Source organism: Stenotrophomonas maltophilia (assembly GCF_900186865.1).
Classification (GTDB): Bacteria; Pseudomonadota; Gammaproteobacteria; order Xanthomonadales; family Xanthomonadaceae; genus Stenotrophomonas; species Stenotrophomonas maltophilia.
Genome location: NZ_LT906480.1, coordinates 1,181,060 through 1,196,855, shown reverse-complemented (window position 1 = coordinate 1,196,855; position 15,796 = coordinate 1,181,060). Strand labels below are relative to the sequence as shown.

Annotated in this window: 15 protein-coding genes; 11 read left to right on the top strand and 4 right to left on the bottom strand. The window is 68.0% G+C overall.

Going from position 1 to position 15,796, the window contains the following annotated elements; translation table 11 throughout:
* Positions 1-25: 25 nt before the first annotated feature.
* The 11 genes from CKW06_RS05740 (at position 26) to CKW06_RS05690 (ending at position 12,416) form a co-directional block, all read left to right on the top strand.
* Positions 26-430: a hypothetical protein gene (locus tag CKW06_RS05740; protein ID WP_005408427.1), complete on the top strand. Its 405-nt coding sequence runs from the start codon at positions 26-28 to the stop codon at positions 428-430.
* Between the two features lie 151 nt (positions 431-581).
* Positions 582-2,888 (top strand): TonB-dependent receptor, encoded by a 2,307-nt coding sequence (locus tag CKW06_RS05735; RefSeq protein WP_024958210.1) that lies wholly within the window; start codon positions 582-584, stop codon positions 2,886-2,888.
* Between the two features lie 68 nt (positions 2,889-2,956).
* Complete coding sequence (locus CKW06_RS05730; protein WP_024958211.1) at positions 2,957-3,676, top strand: tetratricopeptide repeat protein; 720 nt, start codon at positions 2,957-2,959, stop codon at positions 3,674-3,676.
* 10 nt (positions 3,677-3,686) lie between these two features.
* Positions 3,687-4,364 carry a Fe2+-dependent dioxygenase gene (locus CKW06_RS05725; protein WP_012510312.1) on the top strand — a complete coding sequence of 226 codons (678 nt, stop codon included), beginning with the start codon at positions 3,687-3,689 and terminating at the stop codon, positions 4,362-4,364.
* A gap of 164 nt (positions 4,365-4,528) precedes the next feature.
* Complete coding sequence (locus tag CKW06_RS05720; protein WP_024958212.1) at positions 4,529-4,930, top strand: hypothetical protein; 402 nt, start codon at positions 4,529-4,531, stop codon at positions 4,928-4,930.
* 146 nt (positions 4,931-5,076) lie between these two features.
* Complete coding sequence (locus CKW06_RS05715; RefSeq protein ID WP_024958213.1) at positions 5,077-7,497, top strand: TonB-dependent receptor domain-containing protein; 2,421 nt, start codon at positions 5,077-5,079, stop codon at positions 7,495-7,497.
* A gap of 230 nt (positions 7,498-7,727) precedes the next feature.
* Positions 7,728-8,366: a PepSY-associated TM helix domain-containing protein gene (locus CKW06_RS05710; protein WP_005408421.1), complete on the top strand. Its 639-nt coding sequence runs from the start codon at positions 7,728-7,730 to the stop codon at positions 8,364-8,366.
* 26 nt (positions 8,367-8,392) lie between these two features.
* The gene (locus tag CKW06_RS05705) at positions 8,393-8,911 is read left to right on the top strand and encodes a DUF2271 domain-containing protein (protein WP_024958214.1); all 519 of its coding nucleotides are present in this window, start codon (positions 8,393-8,395) and stop codon (positions 8,909-8,911) included.
* A gap of 75 nt (positions 8,912-8,986) precedes the next feature.
* On the top strand, positions 8,987-9,790 hold the full coding sequence (locus CKW06_RS05700) for a DUF4198 domain-containing protein (protein ID WP_005408419.1): 804 nt from the start codon (positions 8,987-8,989) through the stop codon (positions 9,788-9,790).
* A gap of 53 nt (positions 9,791-9,843) precedes the next feature.
* Complete coding sequence (locus tag CKW06_RS05695) at positions 9,844-10,815, top strand: FAD:protein FMN transferase (protein WP_024958215.1); 972 nt, start codon at positions 9,844-9,846, stop codon at positions 10,813-10,815.
* A complete protein-coding gene (locus CKW06_RS05690) occupies positions 10,812-12,416 on the top strand; it encodes a sulfite reductase subunit alpha (RefSeq protein ID WP_024958216.1) in 1,605 nt (534 codons plus the stop codon). The genes CKW06_RS05695 and CKW06_RS05690 overlap by 4 nt, the downstream gene beginning before the upstream one ends.
* A gap of 147 nt (positions 12,417-12,563) precedes the next feature.
* Here CKW06_RS05690 and CKW06_RS05685 read toward each other — a convergent pair whose 3' ends face one another.
* From CKW06_RS05685 to CKW06_RS05670, 4 genes are all read right to left on the bottom strand, one after another.
* Entirely contained in the window at positions 12,564-13,172 is a 609-nt protein-coding gene (locus CKW06_RS05685) for a HutD/Ves family protein (protein ID WP_005412516.1), read from the bottom strand.
* 34 nt (positions 13,173-13,206) lie between these two features.
* Positions 13,207-13,932 carry a murein L,D-transpeptidase catalytic domain family protein gene (locus tag CKW06_RS05680; protein WP_005408415.1) on the bottom strand — a complete coding sequence of 242 codons (726 nt, stop codon included), beginning with the start codon at positions 13,930-13,932 and terminating at the stop codon, positions 13,207-13,209.
* 17 nt (positions 13,933-13,949) lie between these two features.
* A complete protein-coding gene (locus CKW06_RS05675) occupies positions 13,950-15,035 on the bottom strand; it encodes a L,D-transpeptidase (RefSeq protein WP_024958218.1) in 1,086 nt (361 codons plus the stop codon).
* 352 nt (positions 15,036-15,387) lie between these two features.
* Positions 15,388-15,714: a ComEA family DNA-binding protein gene (locus CKW06_RS05670; RefSeq protein ID WP_024958219.1), complete on the bottom strand. Its 327-nt coding sequence runs from the start codon at positions 15,712-15,714 to the stop codon at positions 15,388-15,390.
* Positions 15,715-15,796 lie beyond the last annotated feature (82 nt).

Sequence of the window (15,796 nt, the reverse complement as noted above, 5' to 3'; positions counted from 1 at the left end):
TTCGTAACGACATCGCCCCTGCGCCATGGCTTCGCCCGCGCCCACCGCCACGCTGTGCCAGCTCGCCCGCCAAGGGTGGCCACTGCTCGTGGCCGTGCTGCTGACGTTGCTGCTGGGCTGGTCGGCCTTGCACGAAGGACGTGGCGGCGATCCGGCTGCGCATGGCTGGCAGGCACACGCTGAAGATCTGCTGCAGGCGATGCCGCTGCCGCAACCGCCAGCCGACGAATGCCCGCAGCACGCCGCACCAGCACCGGAGCCTCCGTTTGATGGCGAGGGCACCTCGCCCTGCACCGGTCTGGTCCCTGCACGCGCCGCTCTGGTCGCGCGTATCCCGCTGTGGCGCTCCGATGCCCTGCGCTGGCAGTTGCATGATCCCGCGCTGCGGTTGAACCCCGGCCACGCACCGCCCGCACCGCACGCCAGCTGAGGCGCCCTGCGGCCGTTGCCGTGCGCCTGATTGCGTTCCCGCCAGCCGAGCCTGGCTCGGCTCTACAGCACCCACCTCCCGCCTGTCGCCGCATGCCCATCTGCGCCGGCTCGCGCTCGCCCTTTCCCGATCCAAGCCACTACCCACCGCCATGACCCACATCACGTCCCGCAAGCACGCCCCGCGCGTTTCCCTGCTCGCCACCGCCACCCTGGCCGCGGGCTTTGCTCCGCTGGCTGCGCAGGCTGCCGACGGCGCCGACGCCGGTTCCCGCAACGCCACCGAGCTGGACAAGGTGCAGGTGCGCGGCAGCTGGTTCAACCCGTCCTCGCCGAAGTTCACCGCCGAGCTGCTGGACACCCCGAAGTCGGTGTCGATCGTGTCGGAGAAGCTGATCGCCGAAACCGGTGCGACCAACCTGCAGGATGCGCTGCGCATGGTGCCGGGCATCACCTTCGGTGCCGGCGAAGGCGGCAACCCGACCGGTGACCGCCCCTTCATCCGTGGCTTCGATTCGCAGAGCAACGTGTTCGTCGACGGACTGCGCGACGTCGGCTCGCAGACCCGCGAGATCTTCGACCTGGAGCAGGTGGAAGTGGTCAAGGGCCCGAGCTCGGCCTACGGCGGCCGTGACTCCGGTGGTGGCAGCCTGAACCTGGTGAGCAAGACGCCGAAGCTGAAGAACGAGACCAGCGCCAGCATGGGCATCGGCACCGACAGCTACGCGCGCGGCACCGTGGACGCCAACTACGTGCTGGGGGATGGCATCGCCGCCCGCCTGAACCTGATGAAGCACGAATCGGACATCGCCGGCCGCGACGCCGCCAACGTCAGCCGCTGGGGCATCGCGCCGTCGATCGCGTTCGGCCTGAACGGACCGGCGCAGCTGATCGCCAGCCACTACCACATGCAGAGCGATGACCTGCCGGACGCGGGTGGCTTCCCCTACAGCAATCCGTTCTCCAGCGGCCCGAACGTGGCCAAGAACGGCGATGGCCGGCCGATGGTGCCGGACCGCAACAACTACTACGGCCTGGTCGACCGTGATTTCCAGCGCACCCGCGCCGACATCAGCACCCTGGATGCCAGCTACGACTTCGGTGGCCACAAGCTGCGCAACATCGCGCGCCTGGGCAACACCAGCAACGACTACCTGTGGACCCAGCCGGACGACAGCAAGGGCAACCCCAACCTGTACGGCACCTTGTGGCGTCGCACCAACACCCGTGCGGTCGACGTCAAGAGCTTCGCCGACCAGCTGGGCCTGACCGGTGCGTTCCAGACCGGCGCGCTCAAGCACAGCTACAGCGCGGGCGTGGAGTACAGCGACGAGAAGATGACCCGTGGCAGCTACCTGATGTCGCCGGGCACCGCCAATCCCCTTGAAAACAGCGCCAACAGCACTCGCTGCCAGGTGTCCGGCGCGGCCACCGGCTACAACTGCACCGACTTCAACAATCCGAACCCGAACGATCCGTGGGCGGCCGGTCAGATCGTCTATCGCAGCGACAAGGCACTGGACGTCGAGCAGCGCACCAAGACCACCTCGGCCTACGTGTTCGACACCATCGAGCTCAATGAGCAGTGGATGATCAACCTCGGCCTGCGCTACGACGACTTCCGTACCACCCTGACCACTCCGGTGGCCGGCAAGGCACCGACCCGCGTGCGCAACAGCAACGACTTCCTGAACTACCAGGCCGGCGTGGTGTTCAAGCCGGCCGCCAACGGCAGCATCTACCTGTCCTGGGGCACCTCCTCGACCCCGCCGGGCATGGACGGTGGCGACGGTTCGGACGGCCTGAGCGCCGCCGTGGCCGACCTCAAGCCGCAGGACACCAGGAACCTCGAACTGGGCACCAAGTGGGACCTGTTCGACAAGCGCCTGAACCTGACTGCCGCGATCTTCCACACCGTGATGAACAACGCACGTGTGACCATCGACAACGGCACCAGCCAGAACGCCGGCAAGAAGGAAATCAACGGCTTCGAGCTGGGCTTCACGGGCCAGCTGACCGATGCCTGGAGCCTGTACGGCGGCTACACCTACCTGGACTCGGAACTGAAGGACAACGGTTTCGTCTGTGGCGCACCGGTGGGCCGCACCTGCCCGTCCAACGTCTACGTGCCGTCGCCGAACAACGGCAACGAGTTCCCGAACACCGCCAAGCACAGCGCCAACCTGTGGACCACCTACCGCTTCCCGATCGGCCTGACCATCGGCGCCGGTGCGTTCTACTCGGACAAGCAGTACGGTGACGTCGCCAACACTAAGTGGATTGCCAGCTACACCCGCTTCGACGCGATGGCCAGCTACGCGATCCAGGACAACATCAGCCTGCAGCTCAACGTGCAGAACCTGACCGACAAGATCTACTTCACCAAGGCCTATGCCTCGCACTACGCGAGCATCGCCCCGGGTCGCTCGGCCACCCTGGCACTGAACGTGAAGTTCTGATGTAACTGCGCTCCACCACGGCGGCAGGCTCTCCTGCCGCCGTTTTTGTTTCCGGCGATACTCACCCCATGGCAACCCGTACCCCCATCGACAGCGACGCTCTTGCCGCGCTGCTGCAGCACGATCCGCAGGCTGCCTTCGCACGCGTGCGCGACGCCGCGCAGGCCGGGCAGGTCGAGGCACAACTGCTGCTCGCGCAGATGCACATGGAAGGCAAAGGCACCACACAGGACGCCTCGGCGGCGCGGCTCTGGTACGAAACCGCCGCCAACAACGGCGCGCCGATGGCGATGAACATGCTGGGCCGCTGCCACGAACTGGGCCAGGGCACCGCCCCCGACCCGGTGCTGGCCGCGGTGTGGTACCGGCGCGCGGCCGACACCGGGCTGGACTGGGGCCTGTACAACCTGGCCAACCTGCTGGCCACCGGCCGCGGCGTGACCCAGGACCGCGCACAGGCACTGTCCCTGTACACCCGTGCCGCACACCTGGGCCATGCCAAATCGATGAACCTGCTGGCCCGCCACCTCGAAGACGGGCTGGATACCGCACCCGATCCGCAGGCAGCGCTGGCCTGGTACCAGCGCGCGGCCGAAGCCGGTGATTTCCGCGGCCAGGCGAACTACGCCTCGATCCTGCTGCAGGCCGGCCAGGTCGAGCAGGCCGTGCACTGGCTGCGGCTCGCACTGGCCCACGGCAGCCCGGCGTTCATGGCGCACATCGTGCCCGAACTGGCCGCGTCGCCGCATCCACAGGTCCGCGCCCTGGTCGCGCCGCCGTCCCTCTGAGGAGTCCCGCATGCTGCTGCACATCCCCGACATTCTCAGCGCCGACCAGGTGGCCGACTTTCGCCGCCGACTGGATGCCGCCGACTGGACCGATGGCCGCGAAACCGTCGGCCATCTGGGCGCGCAGGCCAAGCACAACCAGCAGCTGCCCGAGGCCTCACCGCTGCGCCGCGAACTGGGCGAGATCATCCTCGTCGCGCTGGCCCGGCACCCGCTGTTCTTCAGCGCCGCGCTGCCGCTGAAATACCTGCCGCCGCGCTTCAACCGCTACAGCGGTGGCGGCACCTATGGCTTCCATGTTGATGGCGCGGTGATGAACCTGGCCAACGGCGAACAGCTGCGTTCGGACATTTCCTGCACCCTGTTCCTGTCGGCGCCGGACGAGTACGAGGGCGGCGAACTGATCATCAGCGACACCTACGGCGAGCACGAAGTGAAGCTGCCGGCCGGCGACCTGATCGTGTATCCGTCCAGCAGCCTGCACCAGGTGCGCCCCGTCACCGCCGGCGCGCGCGTGGCCTCGTTCTTCTGGGTGCAGAGCATGGTCCGCGACGATGTGCAGCGCCGCCTGCTATGGGAAATGGACGGCTCGATCGAGCGCCTGCGGCAGACCGGCGGCGACGCCGAGGCGGTGCTGCAGCTGACCGGCGTGTACCACAACCTGCTGCGGCGCTGGAGCGAGGTCTGAGCCCCGTCCGGCTGGCCCGCGACATTTTGGCAATCATTCTCATTTGCAACGGCTAACAGCTCTCATTACAATCACGCCCCGTTGATGCCGGCCGCTGCCGGCAGACCCCTGGGGACCCCTGCTTGCTGCGCCCGCTTCGCCCTCGTCCACTCATCCATCGCAAGATGGGCACCGCCATGCGTGGCCAGCGTCCTGCGCTGGCCAGCCTGCTGGCGTGGGTGGCGATGCTGGCCCTGCTGCTGGGCACCCTGCCGCTGCTGCCACTCGGCCAGGCCGGAATGGCCGTGCAGATGCCGCTGGAAGAGCGCGGCGGCGAAGGCGCCTTGCAGGAAGAGGCACCGGCCAAGCTGCGCCGCTGTGCTGCCGCTCCGGTGAAATCAGCCGAGAAGGCACGCCCGCCGTTGCTGCTGGCCAGCCAATGGCTGCGCACCGAGCTTGAACTCGTACCCGCCACGCCGGCCATGCCCGGCGTGCGCCCGGACTGGCCGCTGGCTGCTCCGGACACGCCCTGGGCCGATGCGCCCGGGCGCCGCCAGCAACGCGGCCAGGCGCCGCCGCTCGCCTGATTCACGGCCCCGCGTGACCGCCTGCGAGGTCGCGCCCGCGCGCCGCTGCCTGCTTCATCCCTGCCGCCCCTGACCGGGCCTCCCCGTGCATGCCGCGCCGTTCGCGCCTGGCATCGCACCACCCTGCAACCTTCGAGGTTACTGCCATGGCCCAGCGCCATCGTGTCCGTTCGTCCCTGTCCCGTACCCTGCTGACCAGCGCCGTGCTGGCAGCCATGACCGCCCCTGCCTTCGCCCACGGTGACGCTACCGGCGCGCCACAGACGCTGAACAAGGTGGTGGTCACCGCCTCCGGCTTCGAGCAGAAGGTGATCGATGCACCGGCCAGCATCAGCGTGGTCAGCCGCGAAGAACTCAGCAAGCGCCCCTACACCAACCTGGTCGACGCGCTGCGCGACGTCGAAGGCATCGACGTCGGCCTGGAGGCCACCGACAAGAACGGCCGCGCCACCATCTCCATGCGCGGCCTGCCGTCCGAATACACCCTGGTGCTGATCGACGGCCGCCGCCAGAGCAATGTCGGCCAGCTGTACCCGAACAATTTCGGTGGCGGCCAGTTCGCCTACCTGCCGCCGCTGGACGCGATCGAGCGCATCGAAGTCGTGCGCGGCCCGATGTCCACGCTGTATGGCTCAGACGCGATGGGTGGCGTCATCAACATCATCACCCGACGCAACCAGGACAGCTGGCACGGCGCCGTGACCCAGGGCTTCACCGTGCAGCAGGATGACCAGTTCGGTGATGCGCGCACCACCGACCTGTACCTCAGCGGCCCGCTGCTGAAGGACCGCCTCAGCCTGGCGGTGCGCGGCAGCTACTACGACGCCAAGGCCTCCAATCCGGAGTGGGACGCACTGACCCTGCCCGACGGCAGCCTGTGGGAGCGCAGCATCGGCTTCGGCGGCGGTGGCAAGTCGGTGGCCAACACCAACTGGAATACCGGCGTGCGCCTGGACTTCCGGGTCAACGATGACCACGAACTGTGGCTGGACTACGACGTATCGCGGCAGAAGTACGACAACAGCGAAGGCCAGACCGGCACGCTGGACAGCCTGGCCAGCCTGTGGCGCGTCGGCAATGCGGTCATCCCCAACCCGAACGGCAGCGGCACCGTCACCCGCCGCGTGGTGCAGCCGCGCGTCGGCTACACCGCCTACCAGCGCTACGAGCGCGATCAGCTGTCGCTGACCCACCAGGGCCGCTACAGCTTCGGCACCTGGCAGACCTCACTGACCCACAGCAAGAGCAGCAACCTGGGTCGTTCGCTGCCACTGACCCTGGACGAGCGCGCCAACCTGCAGACGCTGTGGAATGACGTCTGCCGCCGCACCGGCGCCGCCAACAACTGTGCGGCCGGCCGTGGCAATGCCCTGGCCGCGCTCAACCCGAGCGAGATGGCGCGCCTGCAGGCGTTCCTGCCGCGTCCGCTGCGCACCATGGAACTGGAAGGCTACGTGCTCGACACGATGCTCGACCTCGACTTCGGCGCGCACAAGCTGACCGTCGGCGGCCAGTACAACGACACCGACATGATCGACGGCGTGTTCGGCATGGATGGCGCCGGTTATCGCAGCAACACCAGGCAGAAGCACCGCATGTGGGCGCTGTTCGCCGAGGACAACTGGGCGCTGAACGATACCCTCACCGCTACCTTCGGCCTGCGCTACGACGACCACAACGTGTTCGGCAGCCACGTCAGTCCGCGTGGCTACCTGGTGTGGAACGCCAGCGATGCGTGGACCTTCAAGGGTGGCGTCAGCACCGGCTACAAGACCCCGCGACCGGACCAGTTGTTCCCGGGCATCACCGGCTTTGGTGGCCAGGGCGTGCTGCCTCTGGTCGGTTCCCCGAACCTCAAGCCTGAAACCAGCACCAACTACGAGCTGGCCGCCTACTACGAAGGCCAGCGCTGGGGCTTCAACGTCACCGGCTTCTTCAACACGTTCGAAGACAAGATCGCCAGCGGCGGCACGTTCCCGAACTGCGAAGTGGCCCGCGCCGGCAGCGGCTACTGCGTGGACATCGGCCCAGGCTGGGCAGCACTGGGCTACAGCACCTTCACCCAGAGCGTGAACATCGACAAGGCCGAGACCCGCGGTGCAGAACTGGCCGGTCATGTCGACCTGCTCGACACCCTGCAGCTGCGCGGCAACTACACCTGGACCAGGAGCGAGCAGACCAGCGGCCCCGACAAGGGACGCCCGATCTCAGGTACCACGCCGGCAAAGCACATGGCCAACGCCAGCCTCAACTGGCAGATCAACGAAGCGATCAGCCTGTCGCTGATCGGCGAAGGCCGCTACGACCGCTATCGCGACACCCTCATCGACAGTGCCGGCACCCGCCACGTGCGCTATTACGAGGACTACACGATCTTCCACCTGGGGGGCAGCTGGAAGGCCACGCCGTGGCTGACGGTCAACGCACGGGTGAACAACCTGTTCGACAAGGACTTCGTTTCACAGTCGTGCCTGCTGCTCAATCCCAGCGAGTTCAGCTGCGTGGATGACTACGCGACCAAGGACCAGCGCCGCAGCTACTGGATTTCGTTGAACGCGAAGTTCTGATCGCCGCGCACCGGCAGTGCCGGCCACTGGCCGGCATTGCCCTGCCCTGGTGGGTGCCGACCTTGGTCGGCACCGCTTCATCCGCGCATGGCGTGGATCTACCGATCGGTAGCGCCGGCCGCTGGCCGGCAACCCGCCAGACCTGCTCCAGGGATACAGAACGACACGCAATTGCGAGCTATTCTCATCAATGATGTAATGGGCAGTCCCCGTCCGCCTCGAACCCTGCCGTGAGCCGTCCTGCCTCTTCCACCGTGCAGCAGCAACAGAACCGCGGCTTCTGGCTGCGGACGCTGCACCAGTGGCACTGGATCAGCTCGGCGGTGTGCCTGATCGGCATGCTGCTGTTCGCGGTGACCGGCCTGACCCTCAACCATGCCGCGAAGATCGAGGCCAAGCCCGAGGTACAGAACCAGCATCTGGAACTGCCGGCCGCGCTGCTTGGACAGCTCGGCACGCGCGAAGACGGCAACGCACCGATTCCGCGCCCTGCCCGGCAATGGCTGGACACACAGCTGGGCATCGCCATCGGCGGGCGACCGGCCGAGTGGTCGCCCGAAGAGATCTACCTGTCGCTGCCGCGCCCCGGCGGCGACGCCTGGCTGAGCATCGATCGCGAGACCGGCGCGGTGGAATACGAATCGACCTCGCGCGGCGCGGTGTCCTACCTCAACGACCTGCACAAGGGCCGCAACGCGGGCCCGGCGTGGGGCTGGTTCCTGGACCTGTTCGCCGTGGCCTGCCTGGTGTTCTGCATCACCGGCCTGTTCCTGCTGCACCTGCATGCGCGGCAGCGGCGCATGACCTGGCCGCTGGTCGGCCTCGGCCTGATGATCCCGCTGCTGATCGCCCTGTTGCTGATCCACTGACTTTTCCCCGTTTCCGGAGCCGCCCCATGCGCGTCACCCTGACCATCGCCCTCAGCGGCCTGCTGGCCACCTCGCCGGCCTATGCCACCACCCTCAACATCAACGTCGAAGTGCCCAAGCTCAACGTGGCCGAATACCACCGCCCGTATGTGGCCGTGTGGCTGGAAGGCGCCGACCAGAAGGTCGCGGCCAACCTCTCGGTCTGGTACCAGCAGACCAGCAACAGCGAAGGCCACGGCACCAAGTGGCTGCCCGACCTGCGCCAGTGGTGGCGCAAGAGCGGCCGCACCCTGCAGGTGCCGGTGGATGGCGTGACCGGTCCGACCCGCCCGGTCGGCAAGCACGCGCTGTCGTTCAACGACAGGCAGCCGGCACTGAAGCAGCTGGCCCCGGGCAACTACACCCTGGTAGTGGAAGCGGTGCGCGAAGTCGGCGGCCGCGAACTGCTGAAGATCCCCTTCACCTGGCCGGCCACCGCCGCGCAGAACGGCAAGGCGCAGGGCGCCACCGAACTGGGCCAGGTCACCCTCGCCGTCAAACCCTGAAAAGGGGACGGAGGGGATTAAGTCGTAATCCCCTCGCCCTTGTCGCATTACCCCGCATCCACTGGAGTCTTCCGCATGAAGCGCACGCTCGTCCTCGCCGCCGCCCTGGCCGCTGCCCTTCCCTTCTCCGCCCTGGCCCACAAGGCCTGGCTGCTGCCCTCGCAGACCGTGATCGCCGGCAACGCGCCGTGGATCACCGTCGACGGTGCGGTCTCCAACGACCTGTTCTACTTCAACCACGTGCCGCTGCGCCTGGAATCGCTGGTGATCACCGCACCGGACGGCAGCACCGTGCAGCCGCAGAACGCGTCGACCGGCAAGTACCGCAGCGTGTTCGACATCGAACTGAAGCAGCCGGGCACCTACCGCATCGCGTCGGTCAACGATGGCCTGTTCGCCACCTACGAGCAGAACGGCGAGCGCAAGCGCTGGCGCGGCAGCGTTGCCACCTTCGGCGAACTGCCGAAGGACGCGAAGAAGCTGGAAGTGAGCCAGTCGGTCGGCCGCGTGGAGACCTTCGTCACCAACGGCGCGCCAAACGATACCGCGCTGAAGCCGACCAACCGTGGCATCGAGCTGGTCGCCGTCGGCCACCCGAACGATCTGTTCGCCGGCGAGGAAGCCACCTTCCGCGTGCTCGTCGATGGCAAGCCGGCGGCCGGCCTGGAATTCGAGATCGTGCGTGGTGCCACCCGCTACCGCAACGCACAGGACGAGCTGAAGGTCACCAGCGATGCCAAGGGCGAGATCAAGGTGACCTGGCCGGAAGCCGGCATGTACTGGCTGGAAACCGGCACCGAGGACAACAAGACGTCGGTGAAGCAGGCCGCCAAGCGCCGCCTGAGCTACGTCGCCACGCTGGAAGTGCTGCCGCAGTAATGACGCGGACCGCGATGCCGGGCAGCCCGGCATCGCACCCGCAACGCATCACCATGACCGATTCCCTGCTCGACATCGCCCGCCTCGGCGGCACCACCATGGGCACCACCTGGAGCGTGTCGCTGGTCGCGCCGCGCCAGCGCGACCTGCACCCGCTGCACGCCGGCATCCAGGCGCGGCTGGACGAAGTGGTCGCGCAGATGAGTACCTGGGAGCCCGGTTCGGACCTGAGCCGCTACAACCGCGCCGACGCGGGCCAATGGTGCGTGCTGCCGGCCGAGACCCGCCACGTTCTGGCCTGCGCACAGGCCATCGCTTCCGCCAGTGGCGGCGCCTTCGATCCCACCCTCGGTCCGCTGGTTGCCCTGTGGGGCTTCGGTGCCCATGCCGGTGAACGCCGCCAGCCCGACGACGCTACCCTGCAGGCCACGCGCGATCGCTGCGGTTGGCAGCGCCTGCAGTGGCAGGACGATGCGCTGCTGCAACCGGGTGGGCTGGAACTGGATCTCTCCGCGATCGCCAAGGGCTTTGGCGTCGACCATGTCGCTGCGTGGCTGCGCACACAGGGCATCACTGCCGCGCTGGTCGAAGTCGGCGGCGAACTGGCCGGCTACGGCCGCAAACCGGACAGCCAGCCGTGGCGCGTGCTGGTGGAGTCCGCGCCGGAAGAAGATGCGCACACCAATACCCCGCCGCGGGTGCTGGCGCTGGAGGGCAAGGCGGTGGCCACCTCCGGCGATCGCTGGCACCAGTACCAGGTCGATGGCGAGGCCTACAGTCACAGCCTGGACCCGCGTTCGGGCAGACCGGTGCGCCAGGTTGCCGCGGCAGTCACCGTGGTGGCCGACGACGCCATGCACGCCGATGCCTGGGCCACCGCACTGACCGTGCTGGGCCGCGAACAGGGCATGGCGCTGGCCGAGCGCGAAGGCCTGGCTGCACGCTACCTGCAGCGTGCAGCAGACGGCCCGCAGGAATTCCTCAGCAGCGCCTTCCAGCGCCTGCTCGACGAGCAGAGCCCATGAGTACCCGGCCGTCGCGCGCGTGGCTCGGCAACGCGATGGTCCTGCTTCTGCTGGCGCTGATCGGCTGGGCGCTGCTGCGCCTGCACCTCGGTGAGGCCTGGTGGCAGGGTGCGCCACCGGCGCGGCAGTCTCAGATCGCGGTGCTCGCCACGGCGCTGTATGCGCTGGCCTGCGTTGCACTGTGGTGGCGTGGGCGCCCGCGCGACGATGCCGCAAGCGGAGACACCGCGCCCATCCTGCTGGCCTGGTCCAGCCAGACCGGCATTGCCCGCGAACTGGCCGAACGCAGCGCCGAGGCCCTGCGCGGTGCCGGCGTGCCAGCGCGCGTGCGCGGACTGCATGAGGTCGACGCCGTGTTGCTGGCTGGCAGCCGGCGCGCGCTGTTCATCGCCAGCACCACCGGCGAAGGTGATCCGCCCGACCACGCGCTGCCTTTCCTGCGCGGGGTGATGGCCACGCCGCCCTCGCTGCAGCATCTGCACTACGGCGTGCTCGCACTGGGCGACCGCAGCTATGGCCACTTCTGCGGATTCGGTCACCAGCTCGACCAATGGCTGCGCCAGCACGGCGCGCATCCACTGTTCGATGCAATCGAAGTCGACAACGCCGATCCGGCGGCGCTGCGCCATTGGCAGCAGTTGCTGGGACAACTCGGCGGTAACGCCAGCGAACTGCCCGACTGGAGTCCGGCCGAGTACCAGCCGTGGACGCTGCTGCAGCGCGAGCATCTGAACCCCGGCAGCCCCGGCGGCCCCGTGTATTGGTTGCGCCTGCAGCCCCCAGCCGATGCAGATGCGCAATGGCAGGCCGGTGACATCGCCGAGATCGGCCCACAGCACCCATCGCACACCGTGCGTGCCTGGCTGGACACACAACGCTTTGACGCGGACATCGTGCTGGATGACGGACAGACGTTGCTGGCACGCGTCGCGCGCTCGCACCTGCCCTCATTGGTTCCCCCGGGTGATCTGCCTGCATTGCTGGCGACCCTGCAGCCGCTGCCGCATCGCGAGTACTCGATCGCCTCGGTGATGGCCGACGGTGCGGTGGAGCTGCTGCTGCGCCGCCAACTGCGCGCCGATGGAACACCGGGCATCGGCAGTGGCTGGCTGTGCGACCACGCGGCCATCGACGAACCGGTGCAGCTGCGTCTGCGCCGCAACGACAATTTCCATGGCGTGCCCGCCGATGTGCCGCTGCTGCTGATCGGCAACGGCACCGGCATCGCCGGCCTGCGCGCGCATCTGCACGAACGTGCCCGGAGTGGCGCGCGCCGCACCTGGCTGCTGTTCGGTGAGCGTACCGCCGCGCACGACTTCCACTTCGGTGAAGAACTGCAGGCGATGCTGGCCGACGGCACGTTGGCGCGGCTGGATGCGGTGTTCAGCCGAGATGGCGGCGCGCATCGCTATGTGCAGGACCGGCTGCTGGCCGAAGCGGCAACGCTGCGGCAGTGGGTGGATGAAGGCACGACGATCCTGGTCTGCGGCAGCCTGCAGGGCATGGCCCCGGCGGTGGATGCGGTGATCGAGCAGGTGTTGGGTACTGCGGGCAAGGAAGCGCTGTTGCTGGCCGGTCGTTACCGGCGCGATGTGTATTGAACGAACCATCGGGGTCGGATCCCTTTCCGCAGGAAAGGGCTCTGACCCCAACCACAGCCGCACCATGACGGCGTGCCCAGGCATGGTGACAACCGCACAGCTGTAGATCCACGCCATGCGTGGATGGCGCCCACCGGCGCCCAGGAATCATCCCGCTGCTGCACTGACCCGTATCGCCAGCAACTCGCCACCGCCCTGCAACGCGTGCCGCTGACGTTCGCCGGCCGCCAACCATGCGGTATCGCCCGCCTGCAGCGCCGGCAGCCCGCTGTCGGCACCAAACTCCGCCTGACCGGCCAGCAGATGCAGCGCCCAGGCCACGCCCGGTTCGCAGAAGAAGAACATCGCGCCCACCAGCGGCCGGTGCAGCAGTTCGGCCTGCAGCAGCTCGCGCTTCCACATCAGGTTGAAGTCGTGGGTGGTGCCATCGACCAGTTCCCCGTGCAGTGTCTCCTCACCAGCAAACCGCACTCGTCCGTGTGGCGGCAGCACTTCCGCCACGCGTCCATCGTCGAAGCGCAGGCGCACGCCATTGCCCTGCAGCAACACCAGTTCACGCTCCACGCCGGGGAAGGCAGAGAACGCGGCATCCTGTTCGATTTCGGCCACCGACAGGCGCAGCGCCCAGTCATCCCCCTGCGCGGGCAGGCGCAGGATCTCGCGGGTCCAGCCCAGGCCGTTGCGCCAACGTTCGCGGCGGTAGTCCAGGCTGGAGATCACCTGGCTCGGAGTGTGCAGCAGGGAGTCGATGTTCATCGGCGCATTGCATCATGCCGCGCGCCGTCGTGCATCACCGCGTGGCGAGCGTGCCCTGGCCACCGCACCCGCCGGCCAACAGCTGCGAGTGCTTCAGCCAATCCTGGTCGGGGTAGTAAGCAAACACCATCGTGCCGCCACGCAACGCATCGATCAGCGGCCTGGCCACCGACAGGCGCACCGCCGGGCAACCCAGGCTGCGGCCCAGCCGCCCCTGCAGCTGCGCGGCAGCCGGGTTCACGTATGGCGCACCATGGATGACGATGGCTCGGTCACGCGCGCGGTCGTTGAAGCCCGGTTCCAGCCCGGCCAGGCGCAGCGAATATCCATTGCCACCCATGTAGGTCTCCTGCGCGGTGAACGCGCCGAGGCTGGACATGAAACTGCCATCGCGGTTGGAGAAGTGCTCGGTGCGGTTCTCGCCACTGTTGCGGCCATGCGCCACCCATTCCTCGAACAGCAGGCGCTGGTGGGCCAGGTCGAACACCCACAGGCGCGGCTCGGTGGACGGGCGCGAATAGTCGATCACGCTGAGGCGATCACCATTGATGCCCAGTTCCGGCCGCTGCAGCGCACAGCGCATGGCGTGCGCCGCCAGCTGCAACACGTGGCGGTCGGCCTTGGGTGCACTGCGCGACAGCAGGGCAGCCAGATCATCGGCGCTGGTGGCAAGGGCGGGCGTCTGTGCCAGCGCTGGGGCGCTGGCCGAGGTCGCCAGCAGGCCGAACGCGGCCAGCCGGCACAGGCGGGATGCAGTCATGGGCACAACGAGGGCACTCAGTTGCCCTTGAGGGTGGACCCTGGCGGCTCGGATTCCAAGACCGGCTGCATTCCGGATTCAGCCGGGCTTGGGCGGACCGCTGGCAGCGAGGTCACCAGCAGGGTCGTGCCCGGCACCAGCACCTGGTACAGCTGGCGGGCGAAATCGGGCGGCAGCGCCATCGGCAGCGAGGGCGTGGCCAGCAGGTCCGGCGTGGCCTGGGCACGGTCCTGGCCCAGCAACGGGTAGGCCGTCCACTGGTGCAGGCGCTGGTTCACGTCCAGCGGGCTGGGGGTGTCGCTGTAACCCTGCCCCATCACGAACAGCGTGGTGCCCTGGAACGCCGGCAGGGCGTCAGCCTTCAGCGGCGACTCGCCGATCATCACGCCATCGCGCAGCACGTACAGGCGCTGGTCGTGCAGGCTGACCAGGATGCCGACCTGCCCGGCCGGCGCCGCGCTGTCGTCCCACCAGGCCTGTGCCGGGGCTCCGCCCTCGGCCTCCGGCAGGGCCTGGCCGCGCGCGTTCACCGGCGCCAGCACCGACGGATAGGCCAGGGTCATCGGTGAGCTCTTGGCATCGGCCACGACCACGGTATCGCCGCGCTGGGTTTCGCTGAACAGCTTCTGCGCGAAGGCCTGCGGCAGGCGCACGCAGCCGTGCGAGGCGGGATGCCCGGGCAGGCTGCCGCCATGCAGGGCGATGCCGTCCCAGGTCAGCCGCTGCATGTACGGCATCGGCGCGCTGTTGTAGAGGTTGGACCTGTGGTCCTTGTCCTTCTGCAGGATGGTGAACACGCCGGTCGGCGTCTCGTGCCCGGCCTTGCCCGAGCTGATCGTGGTCAGGCCGATGGCAATGCCGTTGCGGTAGACGTAGGCGCGCTGCTCATCGAGGCTGACCACCAGCACGATCGGGCCGGTCGGCGAGATTTCCGGATGCCAGAGGTATTCGCCCGGCTTGAGGTCGGTCGGCCCGCGCACTTCAGCGCTGCTGGCTGCGGCAGCCGTGGGCTTGGCAGCCGCTGTCGGCGCAGCGGCATGGGCCAGCAGCGGCAGGGCCAGTGCAAGGGCGAGCATCAGGGTGGTGGGGCGGAGCGCGAGCATCCAGCGGGGGTCCTTTCCATGCGGTGCGGCCACCGTACACCATCGGCCCGTGGTGGCCGCGGCAAAACCAGGCGCCGGAAATGAAACTGCCCGGCGACACAGCCATGTGTCGTACCGGGCAATCGTTACGTCCTTGTCGGCCTGCTGCCGCCCCCTCGCATCCTGCGCTGTGGGGGTAGCGTTGCATCCTGCACGCGGCCGCGTCTGTCCTGCTTGTATCTCAGCCCCTTCCACAGGTCTGTGATGCCACCATCCTGGTGATTGGTGCCGCGTCCTGCGGCGGTCGGTGGTCACGGCCGTCCTGTCCGTGACCGCTGAACCAGCTTCCTGCCGGTTCCGACGATTCCTGCTGTCAGCGCCTCGGTACGGTTCGCACCGGTACCGATCCGGGTACCGGATCCGCCGGCAACAACCTGTTGCCTACGGTGATCCGCTGTCGATTCCGTTCGACGATTGCTTTCCCTATCCCCTTCACCTGCGTCAGGTCCTCGACGCGATGAAACGGGCCGTGTCTGCGCCGGTGCTCAACGATCGCCTCGGCCTTGGCGGCTCCGACCATCGTCAATCCCTGCTGCAGCGCCTGGGCATCGGCGCGGTTGATGTCGATCGGTTCGGCGGCATGCGCCCCAGCGATCCCCATGACCAGCACCAGTGCCCTCAACACGACAAACCAAGGCACAACGTGTATCTCCTTGTGATTCTGGCCGCCCCGACCGGCAATCCCGTCGGCAGAAACAGTGTCCGTCACCACATGCACACAG

Bases quoted from the DNA above. Each gene is read 5' to 3' on its own strand.
- CKW06_RS05730 (WP_024958211.1), top strand. From the start codon at position 2,957: ATGGCAACCCGTACCCCCATCGACAGCGACGCTCTTGCCGCGCTGCTG.
- CKW06_RS05705 (WP_024958214.1), top strand. From the start codon at position 8,393: ATGCGCGTCACCCTGACCATCGCCCTCAGCGGCCTGCTGGCCACCTCG.
- CKW06_RS05700 (WP_005408419.1), top strand. From the start codon at position 8,987: ATGAAGCGCACGCTCGTCCTCGCCGCCGCCCTGGCCGCTGCCCTTCCC.
- CKW06_RS05720 (WP_024958212.1), top strand. From the start codon at position 4,529: ATGGGCACCGCCATGCGTGGCCAGCGTCCTGCGCTGGCCAGCCTGCTG.
- CKW06_RS05685 (WP_005412516.1), bottom strand. From the start codon at position 13,172: ATGAACATCGACTCCCTGCTGCACACTCCGAGCCAGGTGATCTCCAGC.
- CKW06_RS05735 (WP_024958210.1), top strand. From the start codon at position 582: ATGACCCACATCACGTCCCGCAAGCACGCCCCGCGCGTTTCCCTGCTC.
- CKW06_RS05675 (WP_024958218.1), bottom strand. From the start codon at position 15,035: ATGCTCGCGCTCCGCCCCACCACCCTGATGCTCGCCCTTGCACTGGCC.
- CKW06_RS05715 (WP_024958213.1), top strand. From the start codon at position 5,077: ATGGCCCAGCGCCATCGTGTCCGTTCGTCCCTGTCCCGTACCCTGCTG.
- CKW06_RS05695 (WP_024958215.1), top strand. From the start codon at position 9,844: ATGACCGATTCCCTGCTCGACATCGCCCGCCTCGGCGGCACCACCATG.
- CKW06_RS05680 (WP_005408415.1), bottom strand. From the start codon at position 13,932: ATGACTGCATCCCGCCTGTGCCGGCTGGCCGCGTTCGGCCTGCTGGCG.
- CKW06_RS05725 (WP_012510312.1), top strand. From the start codon at position 3,687: ATGCTGCTGCACATCCCCGACATTCTCAGCGCCGACCAGGTGGCCGAC.
- CKW06_RS05690 (WP_024958216.1), top strand. From the start codon at position 10,812: ATGAGTACCCGGCCGTCGCGCGCGTGGCTCGGCAACGCGATGGTCCTG.
- CKW06_RS05740 (WP_005408427.1), top strand. From the start codon at position 26: ATGGCTTCGCCCGCGCCCACCGCCACGCTGTGCCAGCTCGCCCGCCAA.